We start from the raw sequence: 16,609 nt of genomic DNA on the forward strand, positions 1-16,609 counted from the left end.
CGTCACGCCGCCGCCCGGGCCTCCACCGCGTACTCGTACGGGGTCGTCGTGGTCAGGAGCTCGAAGCCGAGGCGGGCCAGGATCGGGCGGCTGGTGGCGAGGGCGTCGACCTGGACATAGCGGTAGCCGCGGTCGGCGGCCACGCGGGCGCGATGGGCGACGAGGGCGCGGTAGACGCCTCGGCCACGCCAGCTCTCGACGGTGCCGCCACCCCACAGACCGGCGAAGCGCGTGCCCGCGACAAGCTCCATGCGGGCCGCGCTCACGGGTTCGCCGTCGGCGACGGCCACCACCGCGACGACGTGTTCGGGGTCTCCGGTGACCTGGGCGAGGAGTTGATGGCGCATACGGGTGCTGTCCGTGCCGAAGGCCTTCTCGTGGACGTCGGCCACCAGATCGACGCCCTCGCGGTCGGTGACGGGCACGATCCGTACGCCTTCGGGCGGCTCGACGTCGAGGGTCAGATCGGCGACCTCGGCGACCATCAGCGTCTCCTCCGGCGCGGCCTTGAACCCGGCCGTCCGCAGCCGCTCCCCCAGGTCTTCGGGCAGGTCGTGGCCGTACAGCTTCCACTCGAAGTCTCGTCCGAGACCCGTGAAGTACCGGATCTGCTCGGCGATGGCCCCGTCGGCGCGGGCCTCGTCCAGGTCGGACCAGACGATGCCGCTCCAACCCTTCTCGGAGCCGACCTGCCGCACCACCCCGCCGACGCGCTCGATCCGGGCACCGGGACCGTCGGGGCGAGCGCCCTCCCGCATGTCCCGGTCGAACAGTGCCAGCACAGCAGCGTGATCCATACGCTCACTCCATCATCAGACGTTCTCCCTGGCAACGGAATTCGCCCGCTTCTCACGCACGTGACTTGTTTCGCACCGAACCAGGCCGTACAGACGGCTCCGCTTCCGAGACGCCCTGTTCCGGTCGGCCGACGGCTTCCGCCGGGCGCACGGCGGCCAGGTACGCCTTGAGGCGGTCCCGGTTGCGGCCCAGGCAGTCGATGCGGGCCTGGATGCGGTCGATCGTGCCGGTGAGCAGCGCGGACATCTCAGGGGTGAGGCAGTCGGGGTGGACGTGGATCTCGTCGGGGCCGTTCAGGAAGGGCAGGATGCCGCGGATCATCTCCGTGGTGAGGCCGGAGTCGAGCAGCCCGCGGATCTGCTGGACGTCCTGGACGACCGACTCGGGGTAACTGCGGTAGCCGTTGGCCGCGCGGTCGGGGGCGAGCAGGCCCTGTTCCTCGTAGTAACGGAGCATCCTGGTGGGGACGCCGGTGCGGTCGGACAGCTCACCGATCTTCATGACCGCCCCCATGGGGTCGTGCTTGCCTTCTCACTGATGTGAACGTTTCAGCATGGTCGCATGTCCACCGAATCCCTGGTCAAGGGCACCGCCATGCCCGCACGCCTGCCACTGCCCGGTCTGCTGGCGCTCGCCACGGCCGCCTTCACCGCGGTCGTCACCGAGCTGCTGCCCGCCGGGTTGCTGCCCCGAATGGCGTCCGCCCTGGGGGTGCCGGAGGCGCGCGTCGGGTTTCTCGTCTCCGGATACGCGATCACGTCGACCCTGGCCGCGGTCCCTCTCACGGCCGCGTTGCGCGGGCTGCCGCGTCGGCCGGTGCTGATCGGCACGCTGATCGGTTTCGCCTGTTGCAACGCGGTCACCGCGCTGTCGTCCTCGTACGCGCTGATCTTCACGGCGCGGCTCGCGGCCGGGGTCATGGGCGGGACGCTCTGGGCGATGCTCGTCGGCTACGCGGCCCGGATGGTCCCCGCCGAGCGGCGCGGCCGGGCCATCGCGATCGTCCTCGCCGGGATCACGCTCGCCCTGTCCCTGGGCGTCCCGGCGGGTACGGCTCTGGCCGGCGCACTCGGCTGGCGTGCCGCCTTCGGGGTGCTGTCCGGGCTCGCGGCACTGCTCGTGGGGTGCGTGTGGTGGCGGGTGCCGGGTTTCCCCGGGGAGCCTGCGGGCGGGCGTGTGCCGCTGCGGCGGGTCGCCGTGCTGCCGGGGATCCCCGCGATCTTGTCGGTGACGCTGTGCCTGCTGCTGGGGCATCAGGTGATGTACACGTACGTCGCTCCCTTCGCGGAGCACGCGGGGTTCGGCCGTGCGGGTGTCGTGCTGCTCGTCTTCGGTGCCTCCACGGTGGTGGGGATCTGGGTCACGGGCGCGCTGGTCGACCGGCGGCTGCGGTGGACGCTGCTGGTCGCCCTGGGCCTGGTCGTGGCCGCGATGCTCGCGCTGGGGCTGGCCGCCGACAGCCCTGCCTTGCTGCTCGGCTCGGTGGCGCTGTGGGGAGCCGCGTTCGGCGGGGCGCCGACGCTCATCCAGACGGCGCTCGTGGACGCCTCCGGCGCGGCGAACGCGGATGTGGCGACCTCGCTCCAGACCACCGTCTACAACGCGGGCATCGCCGTCGGTTCCCTCACCGGCGGGCTCGTCCTGGAGAGCACGGGCGCGGCGGCGCTCCCCTGGACGGCCCTCCCGCTGATCGCGGCGGCGCTGACCGTGGTGGCGGTGGGCCGCCGCCGAGCCTTTCCTTAACGCAAGGTCGTGCGAAGCCGACGGCCGCCTCCCGTAGCGGCGGCGACGATCGCCTGCGGGGAGTCCGGGCCCTGCTCGCCCGCCGATTCGTCGCCGAGGGCGGTGCCCCGTCGTAGCGGAACGAGCGGTGCCGTTCATCGGCAAGTGCATCTGTCGGGCCAGGACTCCCCCGACGACCCGGTGCTGACCTGGCTGGACCGAAGGGACGAGCGCCCGCCGGTGATCGAACCGGCCGCACCCAACCCGGCGGGGCAACGGCTCCCGGAACGGACCTGCTGCCGCCGCAGGCTGCGGGCACGCCACAAGGGTGCCCGCAGTGCACCATTCCGAACCCGCACCTGGGTGGGCTCCAGGCCGCGGCGCCCAGGGCGTGTTTCGAAAGTGGCGTCGTCCGCCCGGAGGGCGGGGCCCGCGGCGTCTGGTGCGGTGCATCGCAAGGCGGAGGGTCGTCCGCGTACTGGGCGTACGCGGACGACCCCGACAACGCGGCGAGGTGCCGTGCCAGACGTCACGGGGCAGACGGGACTTTCGAAACACGCCCTAGCCGAGTTCCAGGGTCGTCACCCCGAAGACCCGCTCCTTCGTGTAGGGCCGGATCGGGCCCGTGTACATACGGGCCGTGTCGAAGGAGGGGACGAGGCCGTACTCCTCGACCAGGGCGACGGCCGCCGTGTTCGGCAGGGGGACGTCGATGGCCAGCTCCCGTCCGGCGGCCTCGGCGGCCAGGCCGAGGAGGAGTGCCCGGGCGTCCTCGGCGGTGTCGGCGAACAGCGGGCCGACGCGCAGCGCGTCGCGGCCGGGGCGGACGACACCGTAGCCGGTGAGCCGTCCGTCGACGACGCGGGCGAGGGCCCGGTGTCCGTCGGTGGTCAGCCAGCGCCGCAGGAATCGGGGACGGTCGGCGGGGTGACAGGCGCTGTCGTACGCCGCGACGGCTCCCGCGTCCTCGACCGGCCGGACATCGGCGGGGACGGCGGCCTCGGGGACGACGCCCGTGAACCGGGCGGTGCGGTAGGCGAGCTCGAAGCCGGACTGCCGGTAGTTGTCCTGCTGGGCGGGGACGCCGTCCAGGCCGACCGTACGGCCGTCGGCATGGGCGAGTGCGGTCTTCCAGGTGGTGAGGCCGTAGCCGTGGCCGCGCAGGTCGGGGCGGACGAGATAGAAGCCGAGGAAGGAGTAGTCGTCGCCGTAGTTGACCACGGAGACGGCGGAGACCGGTTCGCCGTCGAGCCTTCCGATGAAGAAGCCGGCGGGGTCCTGCGCGAAGAAGCACGCGGCGTCGGACAGCCCCGGATTCCACCCCTCCTCCCCCGCCCATCGGGCGACCACCCGCCAGTCGTCGAGCGTGGCTCGGCCGACGACGAGGTCCTGGGTACCCGGAGAGGTCATGCGTGCACTCCCTGTCGATGTGTATGAGGCCGAGGGCGCGGTGGTCGGCCGCACCCGCAGCATCCTGACGGACGCCGGCAGGAGCCCGCGACGCCGAAAGCGGACGACTTCGCCGGGCAACAGTGGGTTCGGGAACGCCCAGTTCACGCGTACGGGTGAGAGGCGTCCCCGGCGACGACGGCGGCGGCGCGCAGGCTACGGCACCTCGGCGCGGTCCGCTCGCCGGGAGGCGTGGCCGCATGGGCCCGCCTATGGTGATCCGAGGGCGCGCCCCGGCCGGTGGCCGGGAGTCCCCGCCGGTCCCTGCCGGGTGATCCGTGCCGGCGCCCTCGCCCGGTGCTCGCGCCGGGTGGGCACAGCCGGTGTCCTGTCAGGTGTCCGGAGCCCGTGTTCCCGTCGGGGTCCCTGGAGGCACGCATGCGGTCCACGCACAGACGGCGCCCGCTCGCCGGAACGGCGGTCGCGGCGCTGGCCCTGCTCGGCGCCGTTCTGCCGGCCACGGCGGCGGCCGACGACGAGCCCGACCTCTCCCGCTTCTACCGGCAGAAGATCAAGTGGTCCAAGTGCGAGGGCGCCGAGATCCCCAAGGACCTGCGGTGCGGAAAGGTCACCGTGCCGGTCGACTACTCCCGGCCCGGCGCCGGCACGCTCGACCTGGCGATGGCCCGCTTCCGGGCGACGGGCGACTCGCGCGGTTCGGTGCTGCTGAACTTCGGCGGCCCCGGCGGTCCGGGCGTCGGCGAACTGTCCTACGGCGCCAAGGACTTCATGGACCTCACCAACGGCTACGACGTGGTGACCTTCGACCCGCGCGGTGTCGGCCGCTCCTCCCCCGTCAGCTGTGGCGACGGCACCGAGGAGGCCCTGGAGGCGACGGACGACGGCGCGGACGCGGACGACCCCGAGGCCGCGCTCGCGCGGCTCGAGGAGGCCTCCCACCTCTGTACGAAGCACTCGGGCCCGGTGCTGCCGCACGTCGGCACGGTGAACGCCTCCCGCGACATGGACGTGATGCGCGCGGCCCTCGGTGACAAGAAGCTCAACTATCTCGGCTTCTCGTACGGCACCCGGCTGGGCGCGGTGTACGCGGCGCAGTTCCCGAAGAAGGTCGGGCGGATGGTCCTCGACGGTGTGGACACCCTCACCGAGCCGCTGACCGAGCAGGGCCTGGTCGGCGCCAAGGGGCAGCAGAAGGCCCTGGAGGACTATCTCGACGCCTGCACAGAGCAGCTGACCTGCCCGTTCGGCCAGGACGCCCGCTCGGCCCGTGAACAGGTCGTCCATCTGGTCCGCTCGCTGGACGAGTACCCCCTGCCGACGGACTTCGGACAGGAGTTCACGGGCCAGGACCTCGTGGGCGCCATCAGCCAGGCCCTCTACAGCGAACAGATGTGGCCCGCGCTCACCCAGGCGCTCAACGCCCTCGTCCTGGACGGTGACACCCGCGCCGTGATGGCGCTGGCGGGCGGCGGCATCGCCGGCACATTCCCTCGGGCATCGGCGACCGGGCCCGACAGCGAGCGCGGGACTCCGACACCCAGCCCGAGTGGCGGACTCGTCGACGAGGAGGACGTCCCGCTCGACAACTTCCCGGCCGCGCTGACGGCGATCAACTGCGCGGACGACCCCGACCGGCCCACGTCCGAGCAGCTCACCGAGGACCTCGACAGGCTGCGCGCCACGTACGAGAAGGCCTCCCCGGTGTTCGGGCAGTACCGCCTCACCGAGGTGCTGATGTGCTACGGCCGTCCCAAGGGCACGGACTTCATCCGTGAGAAGGTGCGGGACCTCGACACCCCCAAGATGCTGCTCGTCGGCACCCGGGGGGACCCCGCGACCCCGTACCGCTGGACCGTGGAGACGGCCGAGCGGCTCGGGTCCTCGGTCGTGGTCCTCGACAACAAGGGCAAGGGGCACACGGGGTACGGATCGTCGAAGTGCGTGCACCAGAAGGTCGACGAGTTCCTGTTGTACGGATCGCTGCCGGCCGACGGAAGTTCCTGCGGACCCGACGATTGAGCATCGGCTGTGTAACACGGGCTTCTCCCGTACAACCACTTGAGCGTTTGCCGCGTCACACTGGGTGTGCGTCGCCTTTGCCTGGGCCGCACCCGTACATGACCAAAACTGGGGGATTCCACCGATGCGCATCCGTTCCGCCCGTTCCTTTCTCGTGCTCTCCACCACGGCTACCGCCGGTGCCGCGCTGCTGCTGACGGCCGCGCCGCAGGGCCTCGCCGCCGAGTCGGCCGTCAAGGTCCCGGTCTGCAAGGCGAAGGTCCTCAAGCTGAAGGCCAAGGTGTCCAAGGACCCGAGGGTCGTGCACATCAGCGTCAAGAACACGAGCACCCGCACCTGCACCGTCGACCGCATCCCCACCGTCACCTTCGGCGACCTGGACGGCGCGGCGCTGCCGGTGCCGCAGGGCGACAGCGCCCCGTACAAGGTCGGCGCCGGCAAGACGGTGTACGCGTCGGTGCGGACGATCGCCGACCTGAAGGACCCCGAGGCCCGCCGCGTGAAGACGATCACCGTGTCGGCCAACCCGGCCTACAACGGCCGTACGTTCACCGCGAAGGAGATGGGCGCGGCCAAGGTCGTGAAGGTCTGGATTCCCGTGACGACCTGGTGGAAGCCGTCGCAGGCCGCCGCCGACAAGGCGCTCCAGAAGGCCGTCGGCTAGGGCCTGCCGTTTGGATCTCGCCGGCTTCGGGCGTCGGCGCCTGCGGCTCGGGCGAGATCCGAAACACAGGCCCCAGGGCCCCCGCGCTCCGGCGCACGCCGCCAGGTCACCCGGCGTCGGGACCGTACTCTCGCAGTCGTCCCGGCGGGTGTGACTCGGGGTGTGCGCCGGCTGCTCGCGGTGTCCCCCGCGGCTTGTTACCCCAAATGCCCGATACGGGATTCGGTCCTATCGTGAAGACATGGAGCATGCCCTGAGTCCCGCGACCCTGACCGAACTGCGCCGACCCCGGCCGTATCCGGCCGTCTCGGTGCTGGCGCCGACGCACCGCCGGGAGCCGGAGAACGCCCAGGATCCGGTGCGGCTGCGCAATGTGGTGGCCGAGGCGAAGAAGCAGTTGGAGGCCGATCCCTCGGTCACCCGTGAGCGGCGCAACGACGTCGCCCGGCAACTGGACCAGGCACTCGCCGAGGTGGACCTCGCGCACACCGAGGAAGGCCTGGTGATCTTCGCGGCGCCCGGTGAGCACCAGGTCTGGTCGCTGGCCCGCTCGGTGCCGGAGCGCGTGGTGCTGTCGGACACGTTCCTCACCCGCAACCTGGTGGCCGCGCAGGCCGCCGAGCGCCCTTTCTGGGTGCTGTCGGTCTCACCCGACCGGGTCACCCTGTGGAACGGCGGCGCCGACCGCGTGACGGAGTCGCGCTCCGACGGGTTTCCCCTCACCAGGACCCGCGAGAACTTCGACGCCGAGCGCCAGCAACAGATCGGCGACATGCCGAGCACCTACCGCGACGAGGGCACCCATCACTTCCTGCGGGACGCCGACACCGCGATGGCCAGGGTCCTGCGCGAACAGCCGCGCCCCCTGTACGTCACCGGCGAGACGGCGGCGCTGTCGCTCCTGGACGAGATCGGCACGGTCTCCAAGGACGCCACCCACATCCCGCACGGCGGCCTCGCGAACGGCACCCCCGACGCCGTGTGGCAGGCGGTGCGGCCGCTGGTCGCCGCCGAGGACCGCAGGAACGCCGACTCCGTGGCCCGGCGACTGGAGGCCGCCCAGGGGCGCAAGGCGTTCGCCGCCGGTGTCGACGAGGTGTGGCAGAACGCGGGCGAGGGCCGGATCAGCCTCCTCGCCGTCGAGGAGAACTACCGCGTGACCGTCCGCGACACCGCGGGGGACCACCTCGTCCCGGCCGAGAGCGGCGACCGCGACACCCGCGAGGACATCGTGGACGAGATCGTCGAGCAGTGCCTGGAGACGGGAGCCGAGGTCCGCTTCGTCCCGGACGGCGCGCTGGGCGAGGCTCGGGGCATCGCGGGGGTGCTGAGGTACTGAGGGCATGAGGCCTGGGGCTTGGGAGGCATGGGGTTGATTCAGACGCCGCCCAACAGAGCCGTGAGGCCCCGGTCGACGGTTGGCCCCAGGTTCTCCCTGCCGGAGGCGACCACGGCGTAGGTGCGCAGCAGGAAGCGGCGGAGGGCCGGGGCTTCGAACTGGAGCAGGGCCATGCCGTACGGGGAGTGGAGTTCCACCGCGGTGCGGCCTCCGCCGCAGGGCCAGATGTGCACGTCGCCCGCCCCGGCGGGCGCCCGCAGCCCCTCCTCCAGCAGTCCACGGGAGAAGGTCCAGGACACCACGTCACCGCTGAGGGAGATGTCGGCCGGGAAGTCGATGTGCGCCGCCAGCGGGTCGTCGGAGGCGTAGCGGAGGGTGGCGGTCACGGGGACTTCCTGGTCCTCGGCCGTGACGAGAACGGCGCGGGCGGGTTGTTCCAGCGTGACGGTCATGAACGGTCTCCGTTTTCGGTGAAGGTCGGCCGGTGCGCCGACATGCCTCTTCGACCTCGCGAAGGGCTTTCGCGCGACACGACTCCCTGGATTGACCCCTGTGACCCATGTCACTCATGATGGCCGTCCGGACGGCCGAACAGTCCCGCACAAATGACCCTCGAACACACGATTGAGTGAGGCGACGATCCCCTCCGACTATCCGTCAATTCACGTACCATCTCTACGACTTGACCCCTTCGGACGCGCACCCACTTGTCGTGGCACACCCCACCCGCAAGGACTGCGGCATATGCCAGGAGCACCGCCGTATCGGGTCTTGCCAAATCCCTTACAGCGCGTCTCGGGCTGTGCAACAGTCGTAACGGCCCTTCCGTCAGCGTTGGTCGTACCATCCCCCATCGGAGTACGTGATGCCGTCCCCTCTCTCTGCGGATCGCAGCCCAACCGCCCAGCCGCCGTCGCGCGGCACGGTCGACGCGCTCATCTCGCAGACGCGGCGACTGCGCGGCGACGTCGACGCCGTACGACGTGACGCACCCGTCGACGGCACGGACCCCGAGGAGCGGTGGCAGCGCGCCCTGTACGACCTGGCGCTGCATCAACTCAACGACCTGCACGAACACTTGGGCCAGCTGCGGGAAGGCCCCCCGCCGGTGGCCGACAACACGGTCACCGACGGCCCGGCCACGGCACCCGGCCCACGAACCGTGCCGGCCCCTCCCCGGCGCGACTCACTCCTCAGCCGGGTCGGCAGCGCCGAGTGGAATCTGCTCACGGACGAGGCCACCTGGTCCGGGGAGCTGTACGAGATCCTCGGCCGCGACCCCGCCGCCCCACCCCTGACGCTCGACGAACTGCCGTCGCTGGTGCTGGACGAGGACCGGCCCGAGCTGGCGGCGATGGTCACCGACTGTCTTATCGACGCCAAGCGCATCGACGGCGAGTTCCGGATCGTGCTCCCCGACGGCGGTGTGCGCACCGTGCACATGATGGGCGAGCCCGTGCTCGACGCCGACGGTGGCACCGCCTCGATGTGGGCCGTGCTGCGGGACGTCAGCGAACTGCGGCGCAGCCAGCGAACGGTGAGCGAGACCCGTGACTCGCTCAGGCGCCAGCGGCACATCGCGCAGACCGAGCACAGGCTCGCGGTCGAGCTGCAGGAGGCCGTGCTGCCGCCCTGGGGCGGTCCCCTGCGGCTCCCGCGCCAAGGCCCCGAGACCCTGGACCTGGCGGCCCACTATCTGCCGTCCTCGACGAGCGCGCTGATCGGCGGCGACTGGTACGACGCCCTTGAACTGCCCGGCGGCGAGAGCATGCTGAGCGTCGGCGACCTCACCGGACACGGCGTCACCGTCACCTCCGGCATGGCGACGCTGATCGGCGCCGTGCGCGGCATGGCCATGGCCGGCACCGAGCCGGGCAAGCTGATGGCCTGTCTGAACCAGTTACTCGACGCCACCGTGCAGCCCGCCCTCGGCAGCGCCGTCTGCTGCCGCTACCGGCCCGCGACCCGCACCCTGGTCTGGGCGCAGGCAGGGCACCCCGCCCCGCTGCTGTTCCGCGGCGGGACAGGGCGCGTCCTCGCGGCACCGGACGGCGTCCTGCTCGGGGCGACCTCCGGAGCCGCCTACGGGCAGGCGGAAGTGACACTCGAACAGGGCGACCTGCTGCTCCTGTACACCGACGGGCTGGTCCCCCGGCAGGCCGTCCAGCGGCTGCTGGACCTGGCCCCGCGTTTCGGCACGGCACGTACGGCCCAGGAGTGTGTGCGCACGGTGGTGGAGGAGTTCGGCGAGCGGGAACGCGCGGACGACGCGTGTGTGCTCGTCGCCCGGGTCAGCTCGTGAACCCCGCCCGCACGGGCTTCACGCCCGTGCGATGTCTCCCTTGTTCTTCGCGGTGTTGGGCAGGGCGAGCTTGATCTCCTCCCGGAGGTCATGGATCTTCGGATAGCTGGAGTACTGCCCGGTGAGCCGGTACATCTGGCGCAGCCGGTCCCAGGTGCGATGGGAGGAGTTGGAGCCCATCGCCGCCAGGGCGAGGCGGGCGTACCCGGTCGCCTGTTCCGGGTCGTCGGCGATGAAGCAGGCCGAGGCCATCGACAGGTAGTCGAAGATCTGCGACCTTTCCTGGGCTCCGCTCCTGAGGTCCAGGGCCTTCGCCGCGTAGTGCCGGGCGTGCTTGGCCGCGGCCGGCTCGTGCTCCGCCAAGGTGCGGTAGGCCAGGGCCTGCATGCCGTACAGGTCCGCCTCGTTGAACATCTGCATCCAGCTCGGCGGGGGGACGTCGCCCCGGTCGGAGACGAAGAGGTCCTCCGCCTGGCCGAGGGTGCGCCGCATGGCCTGGCCCTTGCCCATGGAGGCCTGTGCCCAGGCCTCGACGGTGTAGAGCATGGCCTTGGTGCGCGGCAGCACCTCGTCGCCGGAGCCGGACTGGGCGAGCTTCATGAGGTCTAGCGCCTCGTCGGGCTTGCCGAGGTGCACCAGTTGCCGGGCCGCCCGGGAGAGTGCCTCCCCGGCACGGGGCCGGTCGCCGCCTTCTCTGGCCGCGTGGGCGGCGATGATGAAGTACTTCTGGGCCGTGGGCTCCAGGCCGACGTCGTGCGACATCCAGCCCGCGAGGACGGCGAGGTTGGCCGCGACGCCCCACAGGCGCCGCTGGAGAGGGTCGGGGTGGCGGTAGGAGAGCATGCCTCCCACCTCGTTGAGCTGTCCCACGACCGCCTTGCGCTGCAGCCCGCCGCCGCGAGCCGCGTCCCAGGCCCGGAACACCTCGACCGAGCGCTCCAGCTCCTCGATCTCCTGGAACCCGATGGGGGCGGCTTCGTAGCGGTCGAACCCGGCGGGGTCGGCGTGCAGAGGGTTGTCGATATCAGGGGCGTCGGCCTGCAGTGCCGGATCGGTGTGCAGCCAGTCGTGCATGGCACTGCTGAGTGCGGAACCCGCGGCGAGCGCGGCACCCGCGCCCACCAAACCGCGTCGGTTGAGCATGAGGTCCATTCCCGTGAATTCGGTGAGGACCGCGGCTGTTCGTTCGGGCGCCCACGGCACGCCGTCGGGAGCTTCCGCGCTCCCGCCGCTGGGCCGTTTCCCCGCGCGCCCGTGCCGCACCAGACCGAGGTCCTCGATGGTCACGACACGGCCGAGACGCTCGGTGAACAGCGCCGCCAGCACCCTCGGCACGGGATCGCGCGGGATCTCTCCCATATCGATCCAGCGCCGCACCCGTGAGGTGTCGGTCGCCAGCTGGGGGTGGCCCATGGCCGCCGCCTGCCGGTTGACCGATCTCGCGAGCTCTCCCTTGGACCAGCCGGCCAGGCCGAACAGGTCTGCGAGTCGGGTGTTGGGTTGTCCGCTCACGTCAAGCCCCCAGGTTCTCGGCTGAGTTGACAGTAGCCCGCTGTCAGTTGCTGCGGGACTATTCGCCAGGCTTCGCCAGGGCTCGCTACATGGTGTGCCACGGCCATGCGGGTGTCAGGTAGGAAAGCGCCACCCCGACCCGGTCGACCCCAGGGGCACTCCCCAGGGTGCGCCTGGACGGCCGGGGCGGGTAGCGCGTGACATCGCAGGCACACGAAGGGATCTGTATCGCCCATGTACGCAGCATCGTCCTCCGTGTCCGCCCCTCCCCGGTCGCTGCACCCCCGCCAGCCGGGGAGCGGCGGCCCCTACCTCGACCCCACCCGCACGGCGGCTCCGGTGCTCGGCGCCGGCCGGACGCGGCGCGTTCCGGGGCTCGGCACCCAACCGCTCAGCGGGAGACTCGACTTGTCCGGCCCCCAGGGCGCGCAGCTGCGCACGGCGATCGCCTCGGTGCATCGCATCTGTCCGGAGTTCACTCCGGTGCAGGTGCTGCGCCGCAGCGGCCGCTCGGTGCTGCTCGTCGGTACGACAGGGCGCAGCACGGCCGTCGCGAAGTGCTTACTGGACCATTCCTCCATCTGGGAGGAACGGCTCAGGCACGAAATAGCCGCGTACCGCTCGTTCGTGCGACACCGCCCTCCGGTGCGGGTGCCGCGACTGATCGCAGCGGATCCGGACAACTGCACGTTGGTCATCGAGCGAATGCCGGGCCGGGTGGCCGCCCTGCAGCGGCATCCGGTGGAGGCCCCACCCCGCGCAGACATCCGGGCGGCGTTGGGCGCGGTCTGCCGACTGAACGCGTGGCGGCCACCGGCGGGGACGTTCGACGCACCGCTGGACTACGCGGAGCGGATCTCCCGATTCCATGAGCTGGGTCTGCTCACCGACCGGGACATGGGCGATCTGCAGAAGCTGCTGCACGGCATCGCGCATGCGTCGGGCCGCCAGGGCATGGGCCAGTTCTGTCACGGCGACGCCCTGCTGTCGAACATCCTCCTGTCACCGGCCGGTCCAGTGCTGGTGGACTGGGAGCACGCGGGCTGGTATCTCCCGGGGTACGACCTGGCGACGCTCTGGGCGGTGCTCGGTGACGCGCCGATGGCGCGGCGGCAGATCAGTCAGCTGGCGCAGTCGGCGGGCCCGGCCTCGCGCGACGCCTTCCTGGTGAACCTGATGCTCGTGCTGACCCGTGAGATCCGTACCTACGAGACGGCCGTGCAGCGTTCGATGCACGACACGACCCCGGCGGCACCGGGACCGGCCCACCCGGGTGCTGCGCCGTCCGGCGAGGAACAGCGGCTGCTGCTGAGGCGGCTGCACGACGACTGCCAGATGGCCCGCAAGGCCGTGCGCGCGGCGGTCGGTACTCGCTGAGGGGAAAAAGGAAGGTCCGTGGTGTGCCCTGGACAGCGGCACACCACGGACCTTCGTCATGTCCGGCCACTGGTCCTGCGTCCGGCCAATCGTTCGCCACTCGCGCCTCCCGCTTCCCGGGCGAAGCACCCTGCTCTGGGCATCATTGACGGATCGTCGGCCGACCGATAGCACTGACGCACGCTCGGCCCCGTACGTCCCCCCACGTTCGTATGCCCGAGGAGGCCGCTTTGCGAGGATCCCCCACCGACCGCAAGCGCGTCCGCAGGACGGCAGCCGTCTCGCTGGCGCTGCTGCTGCCCCTGATCGGCGCCGCCCCGCCCCAGAGTCAGTCGTCCGCCGCCCGTCTGCAGAGCGCGTTCGCGGCCGCGGCCAGCGCGTACGACGTGCCGGCGAGCGTGCTGCTCGGGGTGTCGTACCTCCAGTCCCGCTGGGACGCGCACGGCGGTGCGCCGAGCGTCTCGGGCGGTTACGGCCCCATGCATCTCACCGACGCGCGTACGGCCCTGGCCGAGGCCCCGCACCACGGCGAGGGCAGGGAGGACGCCCGGGGCGACGACTCCCGGGCCGCCCTGGCGCCGGAGAACGACCTCCCCGAGAACGCCGAACTCCCCGCCAGGCTGCGGACGTTGCCGAAGGCCGCCGAGCTGACCGGTCTGCCGGCGGAGCGGTTGCGCACCGACCCGGAGGCCAATGTGGCCGGCGGTGCCGCGCTGCTCGCCGCAGCGCAGCGGGACCTCGGGCTGCGGCCGAGCGACGATCCGGCGGACTGGTACGGGGCGGTGGCGCGCTTCTCCGGTGCCGACGACCGGGCGACGGCGGCGGCGTACGCGGACGATGTCTTCGCGGTGATCCGCGCCGGTGAGCGGCGGGTCACGGACGCCGGTCAGCGGGTGACGCTCGACGCGGAACCCGGACTGCGACCGGATCGCGCGCAGCTGACCCGGGCGGGGCTGCGCGCGGCGGCGGCCGACGGCACCGAGTGTCCGAAGACCGTGTCCTGCGAGTGGATCCCGGCGCCCTACGAGGAGTTCGGGGACAAGGACTACGGCAACCACGACCTGGCGGACCGGCCGAACTCCCAGTCGATCAAATACATCGTCATCCATGACACGGAGGCCACCTGGGACACCACGCTCAAGCTGGTCCAGGACCCGACCTATGTGTCCTGGCACTATTCGCTGCGCTCGACGGACGGCCGCATCGCCCAGCATGTGAAGGCCAGGGACGTGGGCTGGCACGCCGGCAACTGGTACGTCAACGCCAAGTCGATCGGCCTGGAGCACGAGGGGTTCCTGGCCTCGCCGGACGCCTGGTACACGGAGGCGATGTACCGCACGTCGGCGCGGCTCGTGCGCTACCTCTCCGAGCGGTACCGCATCCCGCTCGACCGTCAGCACATCCTGGGCCACGACACCGTGCCGGGCACGACGACGGCGACGATCCCGGGCATGCACACCGACCCGGGCCCGTACTGGGACTGGCGGCACTACTTCGAGCTGCTGGGCAGACCGTTCGGCGCGACGTCCGGCAAGTACAGCAGCCTGGTCACCGTCCTCCCCGAGTACGCGGACAACCGGCCGGAGTTCACGGGCTGCGTCACCGGCGGTGAGCCCTGTGCGGTGCACGGCTCCAGCGCCGTACGCCTCCACAGCGAGCCCGACGAGGCCTCGCCGCTCATCAAGGACATCGGGCTGCGCCCGGACGGCTCGGCGTCGACCATCGATGTGAACGACATCGGTTCACGGGTCTCCACCGGCCAGCGGTACGCGGTGGCGGACCGCCGGGGTGACTGGACGGCGATCTGGTACCTCGGCCAGAAGGCCTGGTTCCGGAACCCGCAGCGGCAGCCGACGGCGGTCGGGGCGCGCGGGCTGGTCGTGACCCCGAAGAAGGGGCTCGCCGAGATCCCGGTGTACGGCCGCGCCTACCCGGAGAAGGAGGCGTACCCCGAGGGGGTGCCCGCCCAGCCGGTCTCCCCTCTGCCGTACAAGCTCCTGGAGGGCCAGAAATATGTGATCGGCGACAAGGTGCCCGGCGAGTACTACTACGCCGTCGCCTTCGACACGGCCTCGCACCGGGTCGTGGTCGGCGAGGACCTCTACTACGAGATCCAGTTCGGCCACCGGGTGGCGTTCGTGCGGGCGGCGGACGTACGGGTGCTGCCGGCCGCGTAGCGGCGGAACGAACGAAAGGGCCGGGCGTGTGCCCGGCCCTTTTCGTCTGGGTGATTCTCGTCAGCCCTGCTGGAACAGCTCCGCCGGGAGTGGCTTGAGCAGGGCGTACAGGTCGTCGGTGATGGGGCGGTCCCAGGCGGCGATGGTCACCAGGACGTTGTCGCTGCGGTCGAACTGGACGCAGGAGATCCGGCTCTCGGAGAGCTTGAGGCGGCGGACGATCAGGAGATTGTCGCCCTGCATCACCGGCATGTCCTCGGAGCCGACGACGGTGATCTCCTCGTCGTTCTCCAGCGCCACCAGCAGCTGGGCCACCTCGAAGGGGACCTCGTCCTCGGCGACCTCGCGCGCCGGGGAGCCCTCCGGGAGGTTGCCGATGATCATTGCGGGGCCGCGGCCGCCGTACAGGTCGTAGCGCAGGAAGACGCCCTGGCAGCTGCCGTCGGGGGCGGGCAGCAGGCCCGCGCCGAGATTGCCCGGCCAGTCGCCCGGGTCCATGGCCAGTACGTCGAAATCGGGCCCGGCAGGAGTGGCGCTGCGGCGGCGGAGGAAGGACATGTCGCCATGGTACGTGCCCGGCGGCGGTCGGTGTCGAGGGTGGCCGACCGTACGGACCGGGGGACGGTTTCGGCCGTTACCGGGCCGAGGGTTGGAGGGTCGGCTGCTTGTGTCGTTCGTGGTGGCGGGCGACCCGGGCGCGGTTTCCGCAGGACGGCTTGCACCACTCCTGTCGCGGGTGCTCCTTGAGGAAGTAGCGCACGCAGCGAGGCGCGTGGCAGGCGCGCAGTCGCTGCCGGTCGGGGCTCGCGAGGAAGGCGATGGCCGCGCGGGCGAGCACGGCGGTGAGCGGTTCGCCGCCGGTCGCGGACTCGTGCCGTACGACGGGGTCGGCGGCCGGGGCCCACAGCAGCACCGGGACGGTGGGGGTCAGGGCGGCGGTCGCGTTGAGGCGTTCCAGGGCCTCGGGGACGGGCAGCAGCCGGGCCGCGTCGGCGGGGCTGGGCTCGCCGGGGCGGACGGCCTGGGCGAAGAGGGCTCGGACGGCGGCGCGGAGATCGGTGACGGCGGCGAGCGTGGTCGCGTCGGCGGTGAGGCCGGTGGCCGCCGGGAGGGTGTCCGCGTGGGCTTCGACCCAGGTCGTGAGCCCTGTGGGCGTCGCCAGGTCGTCCGTGACGCCGCCCTGGCCGTCGTGGCGGAGGGTCAGGGCGAGGTCGAGGGTGAGTCGTGCGTCCCCGCTGATCGAGTACTCCATGGCGCTAATGATAGATGACTGGAAACCCATTAATTCG

Annotated in this window: 14 protein-coding genes; 7 read left to right on the forward strand and 7 right to left on the reverse strand. The window is 71.5% G+C overall.

The annotated features are described in order from the left end of the window. Positions 1-2: 2 nt before the first annotated feature. Both SGFS_RS04110 and SGFS_RS04115 read right to left on the reverse strand, forming a co-directional pair. Positions 3-797, reverse strand: a complete 795-nt coding sequence (locus SGFS_RS04110; protein WP_286247690.1) for a GNAT family N-acetyltransferase — start codon at positions 795-797, stop codon at positions 3-5. A 52-nt stretch (positions 798-849) separates the two neighbouring features. Continuing rightward, positions 850-1,299, reverse strand: coding sequence for a MerR family transcriptional regulator (locus SGFS_RS04115; RefSeq protein ID WP_286247692.1), 450 nt, complete (start codon positions 1,297-1,299; stop codon positions 850-852). A gap of 60 nt (positions 1,300-1,359) precedes the next feature. Between SGFS_RS04115 and SGFS_RS04120 the strand changes: the two genes are divergently transcribed. Continuing rightward, positions 1,360-2,541: an MFS transporter gene (locus SGFS_RS04120; RefSeq protein ID WP_286247693.1), complete on the forward strand. Its 1,182-nt coding sequence runs from the start codon at positions 1,360-1,362 to the stop codon at positions 2,539-2,541. A gap of 540 nt (positions 2,542-3,081) precedes the next feature. Here the strand turns inward: SGFS_RS04120 and SGFS_RS04125 are convergent. Continuing rightward, a complete protein-coding gene (locus tag SGFS_RS04125; protein ID WP_286247695.1) occupies positions 3,082-3,930 on the reverse strand; it encodes a GNAT family N-acetyltransferase in 849 nt (282 codons plus the stop codon). Between the two features lie 417 nt (positions 3,931-4,347). Between SGFS_RS04125 and SGFS_RS04130 the strand changes: the two genes are divergently transcribed. The 3 genes from SGFS_RS04130 (at position 4,348) to SGFS_RS04140 (ending at position 7,952) form a co-directional block, all read left to right on the forward strand. After that, positions 4,348-5,949: an alpha/beta hydrolase gene (locus tag SGFS_RS04130; protein WP_286247697.1), complete on the forward strand. Its 1,602-nt coding sequence runs from the start codon at positions 4,348-4,350 to the stop codon at positions 5,947-5,949. A 124-nt stretch (positions 5,950-6,073) separates the two neighbouring features. After that, positions 6,074-6,613, forward strand: a complete 540-nt coding sequence (locus SGFS_RS04135) for a DUF4232 domain-containing protein (protein WP_286247699.1) — start codon at positions 6,074-6,076, stop codon at positions 6,611-6,613. 241 nt (positions 6,614-6,854) lie between these two features. Continuing rightward, the gene (locus SGFS_RS04140) at positions 6,855-7,952 is read left to right on the forward strand and encodes a baeRF3 domain-containing protein (RefSeq protein WP_286247701.1); all 1,098 of its coding nucleotides are present in this window, start codon (positions 6,855-6,857) and stop codon (positions 7,950-7,952) included. 38 nt (positions 7,953-7,990) lie between these two features. Here SGFS_RS04140 and SGFS_RS04145 read toward each other — a convergent pair whose 3' ends face one another. After that, on the reverse strand, positions 7,991-8,404 hold the full coding sequence (locus SGFS_RS04145; RefSeq protein WP_286247703.1) for an SsgA family sporulation/cell division regulator: 414 nt from the start codon (positions 8,402-8,404) through the stop codon (positions 7,991-7,993). Positions 8,405-8,817: 413 nt separating this feature from the next. On the opposite strand from SGFS_RS04145, the gene SGFS_RS04150 reads away from it, so the two are divergent. Next, entirely contained in the window at positions 8,818-10,254 is a 1,437-nt protein-coding gene (locus tag SGFS_RS04150; protein ID WP_286247704.1) for a PP2C family protein-serine/threonine phosphatase, read from the forward strand. A gap of 18 nt (positions 10,255-10,272) precedes the next feature. Here SGFS_RS04150 and SGFS_RS04155 read toward each other — a convergent pair whose 3' ends face one another. Continuing rightward, on the reverse strand, positions 10,273-11,766 hold the full coding sequence (locus tag SGFS_RS04155; RefSeq protein ID WP_286247705.1) for a DNA-binding protein NsdB: 1,494 nt from the start codon (positions 11,764-11,766) through the stop codon (positions 10,273-10,275). Between the two features lie 234 nt (positions 11,767-12,000). On the opposite strand from SGFS_RS04155, the gene SGFS_RS04160 reads away from it, so the two are divergent. Both SGFS_RS04160 and SGFS_RS04165 read left to right on the forward strand, forming a co-directional pair. Further along, complete coding sequence (locus SGFS_RS04160) at positions 12,001-13,143, forward strand: aminoglycoside phosphotransferase family protein (RefSeq protein WP_286247706.1); 1,143 nt, start codon at positions 12,001-12,003, stop codon at positions 13,141-13,143. 230 nt (positions 13,144-13,373) lie between these two features. Continuing rightward, the gene (locus SGFS_RS04165; RefSeq protein ID WP_434026180.1) at positions 13,374-15,320 is read left to right on the forward strand and encodes an N-acetylmuramoyl-L-alanine amidase; all 1,947 of its coding nucleotides are present in this window, start codon (positions 13,374-13,376) and stop codon (positions 15,318-15,320) included. A gap of 60 nt (positions 15,321-15,380) precedes the next feature. Here the strand turns inward: SGFS_RS04165 and SGFS_RS04170 are convergent, their stop codons facing one another. Next, a complete protein-coding gene (locus SGFS_RS04170; RefSeq protein ID WP_286247710.1) occupies positions 15,381-15,878 on the reverse strand; it encodes a hypothetical protein in 498 nt (165 codons plus the stop codon). 76 nt (positions 15,879-15,954) lie between these two features. Continuing rightward, a complete protein-coding gene (locus tag SGFS_RS04175) occupies positions 15,955-16,572 on the reverse strand; it encodes a CGNR zinc finger domain-containing protein (protein ID WP_286247712.1) in 618 nt (205 codons plus the stop codon). Positions 16,573-16,609: the final 37 nt, after the last annotated feature.

Source organism: Streptomyces graminofaciens (assembly GCF_030294945.1).
Lineage (GTDB): Bacteria > Actinomycetota > Actinomycetes > Streptomycetales > Streptomycetaceae > Streptomyces > Streptomyces graminofaciens.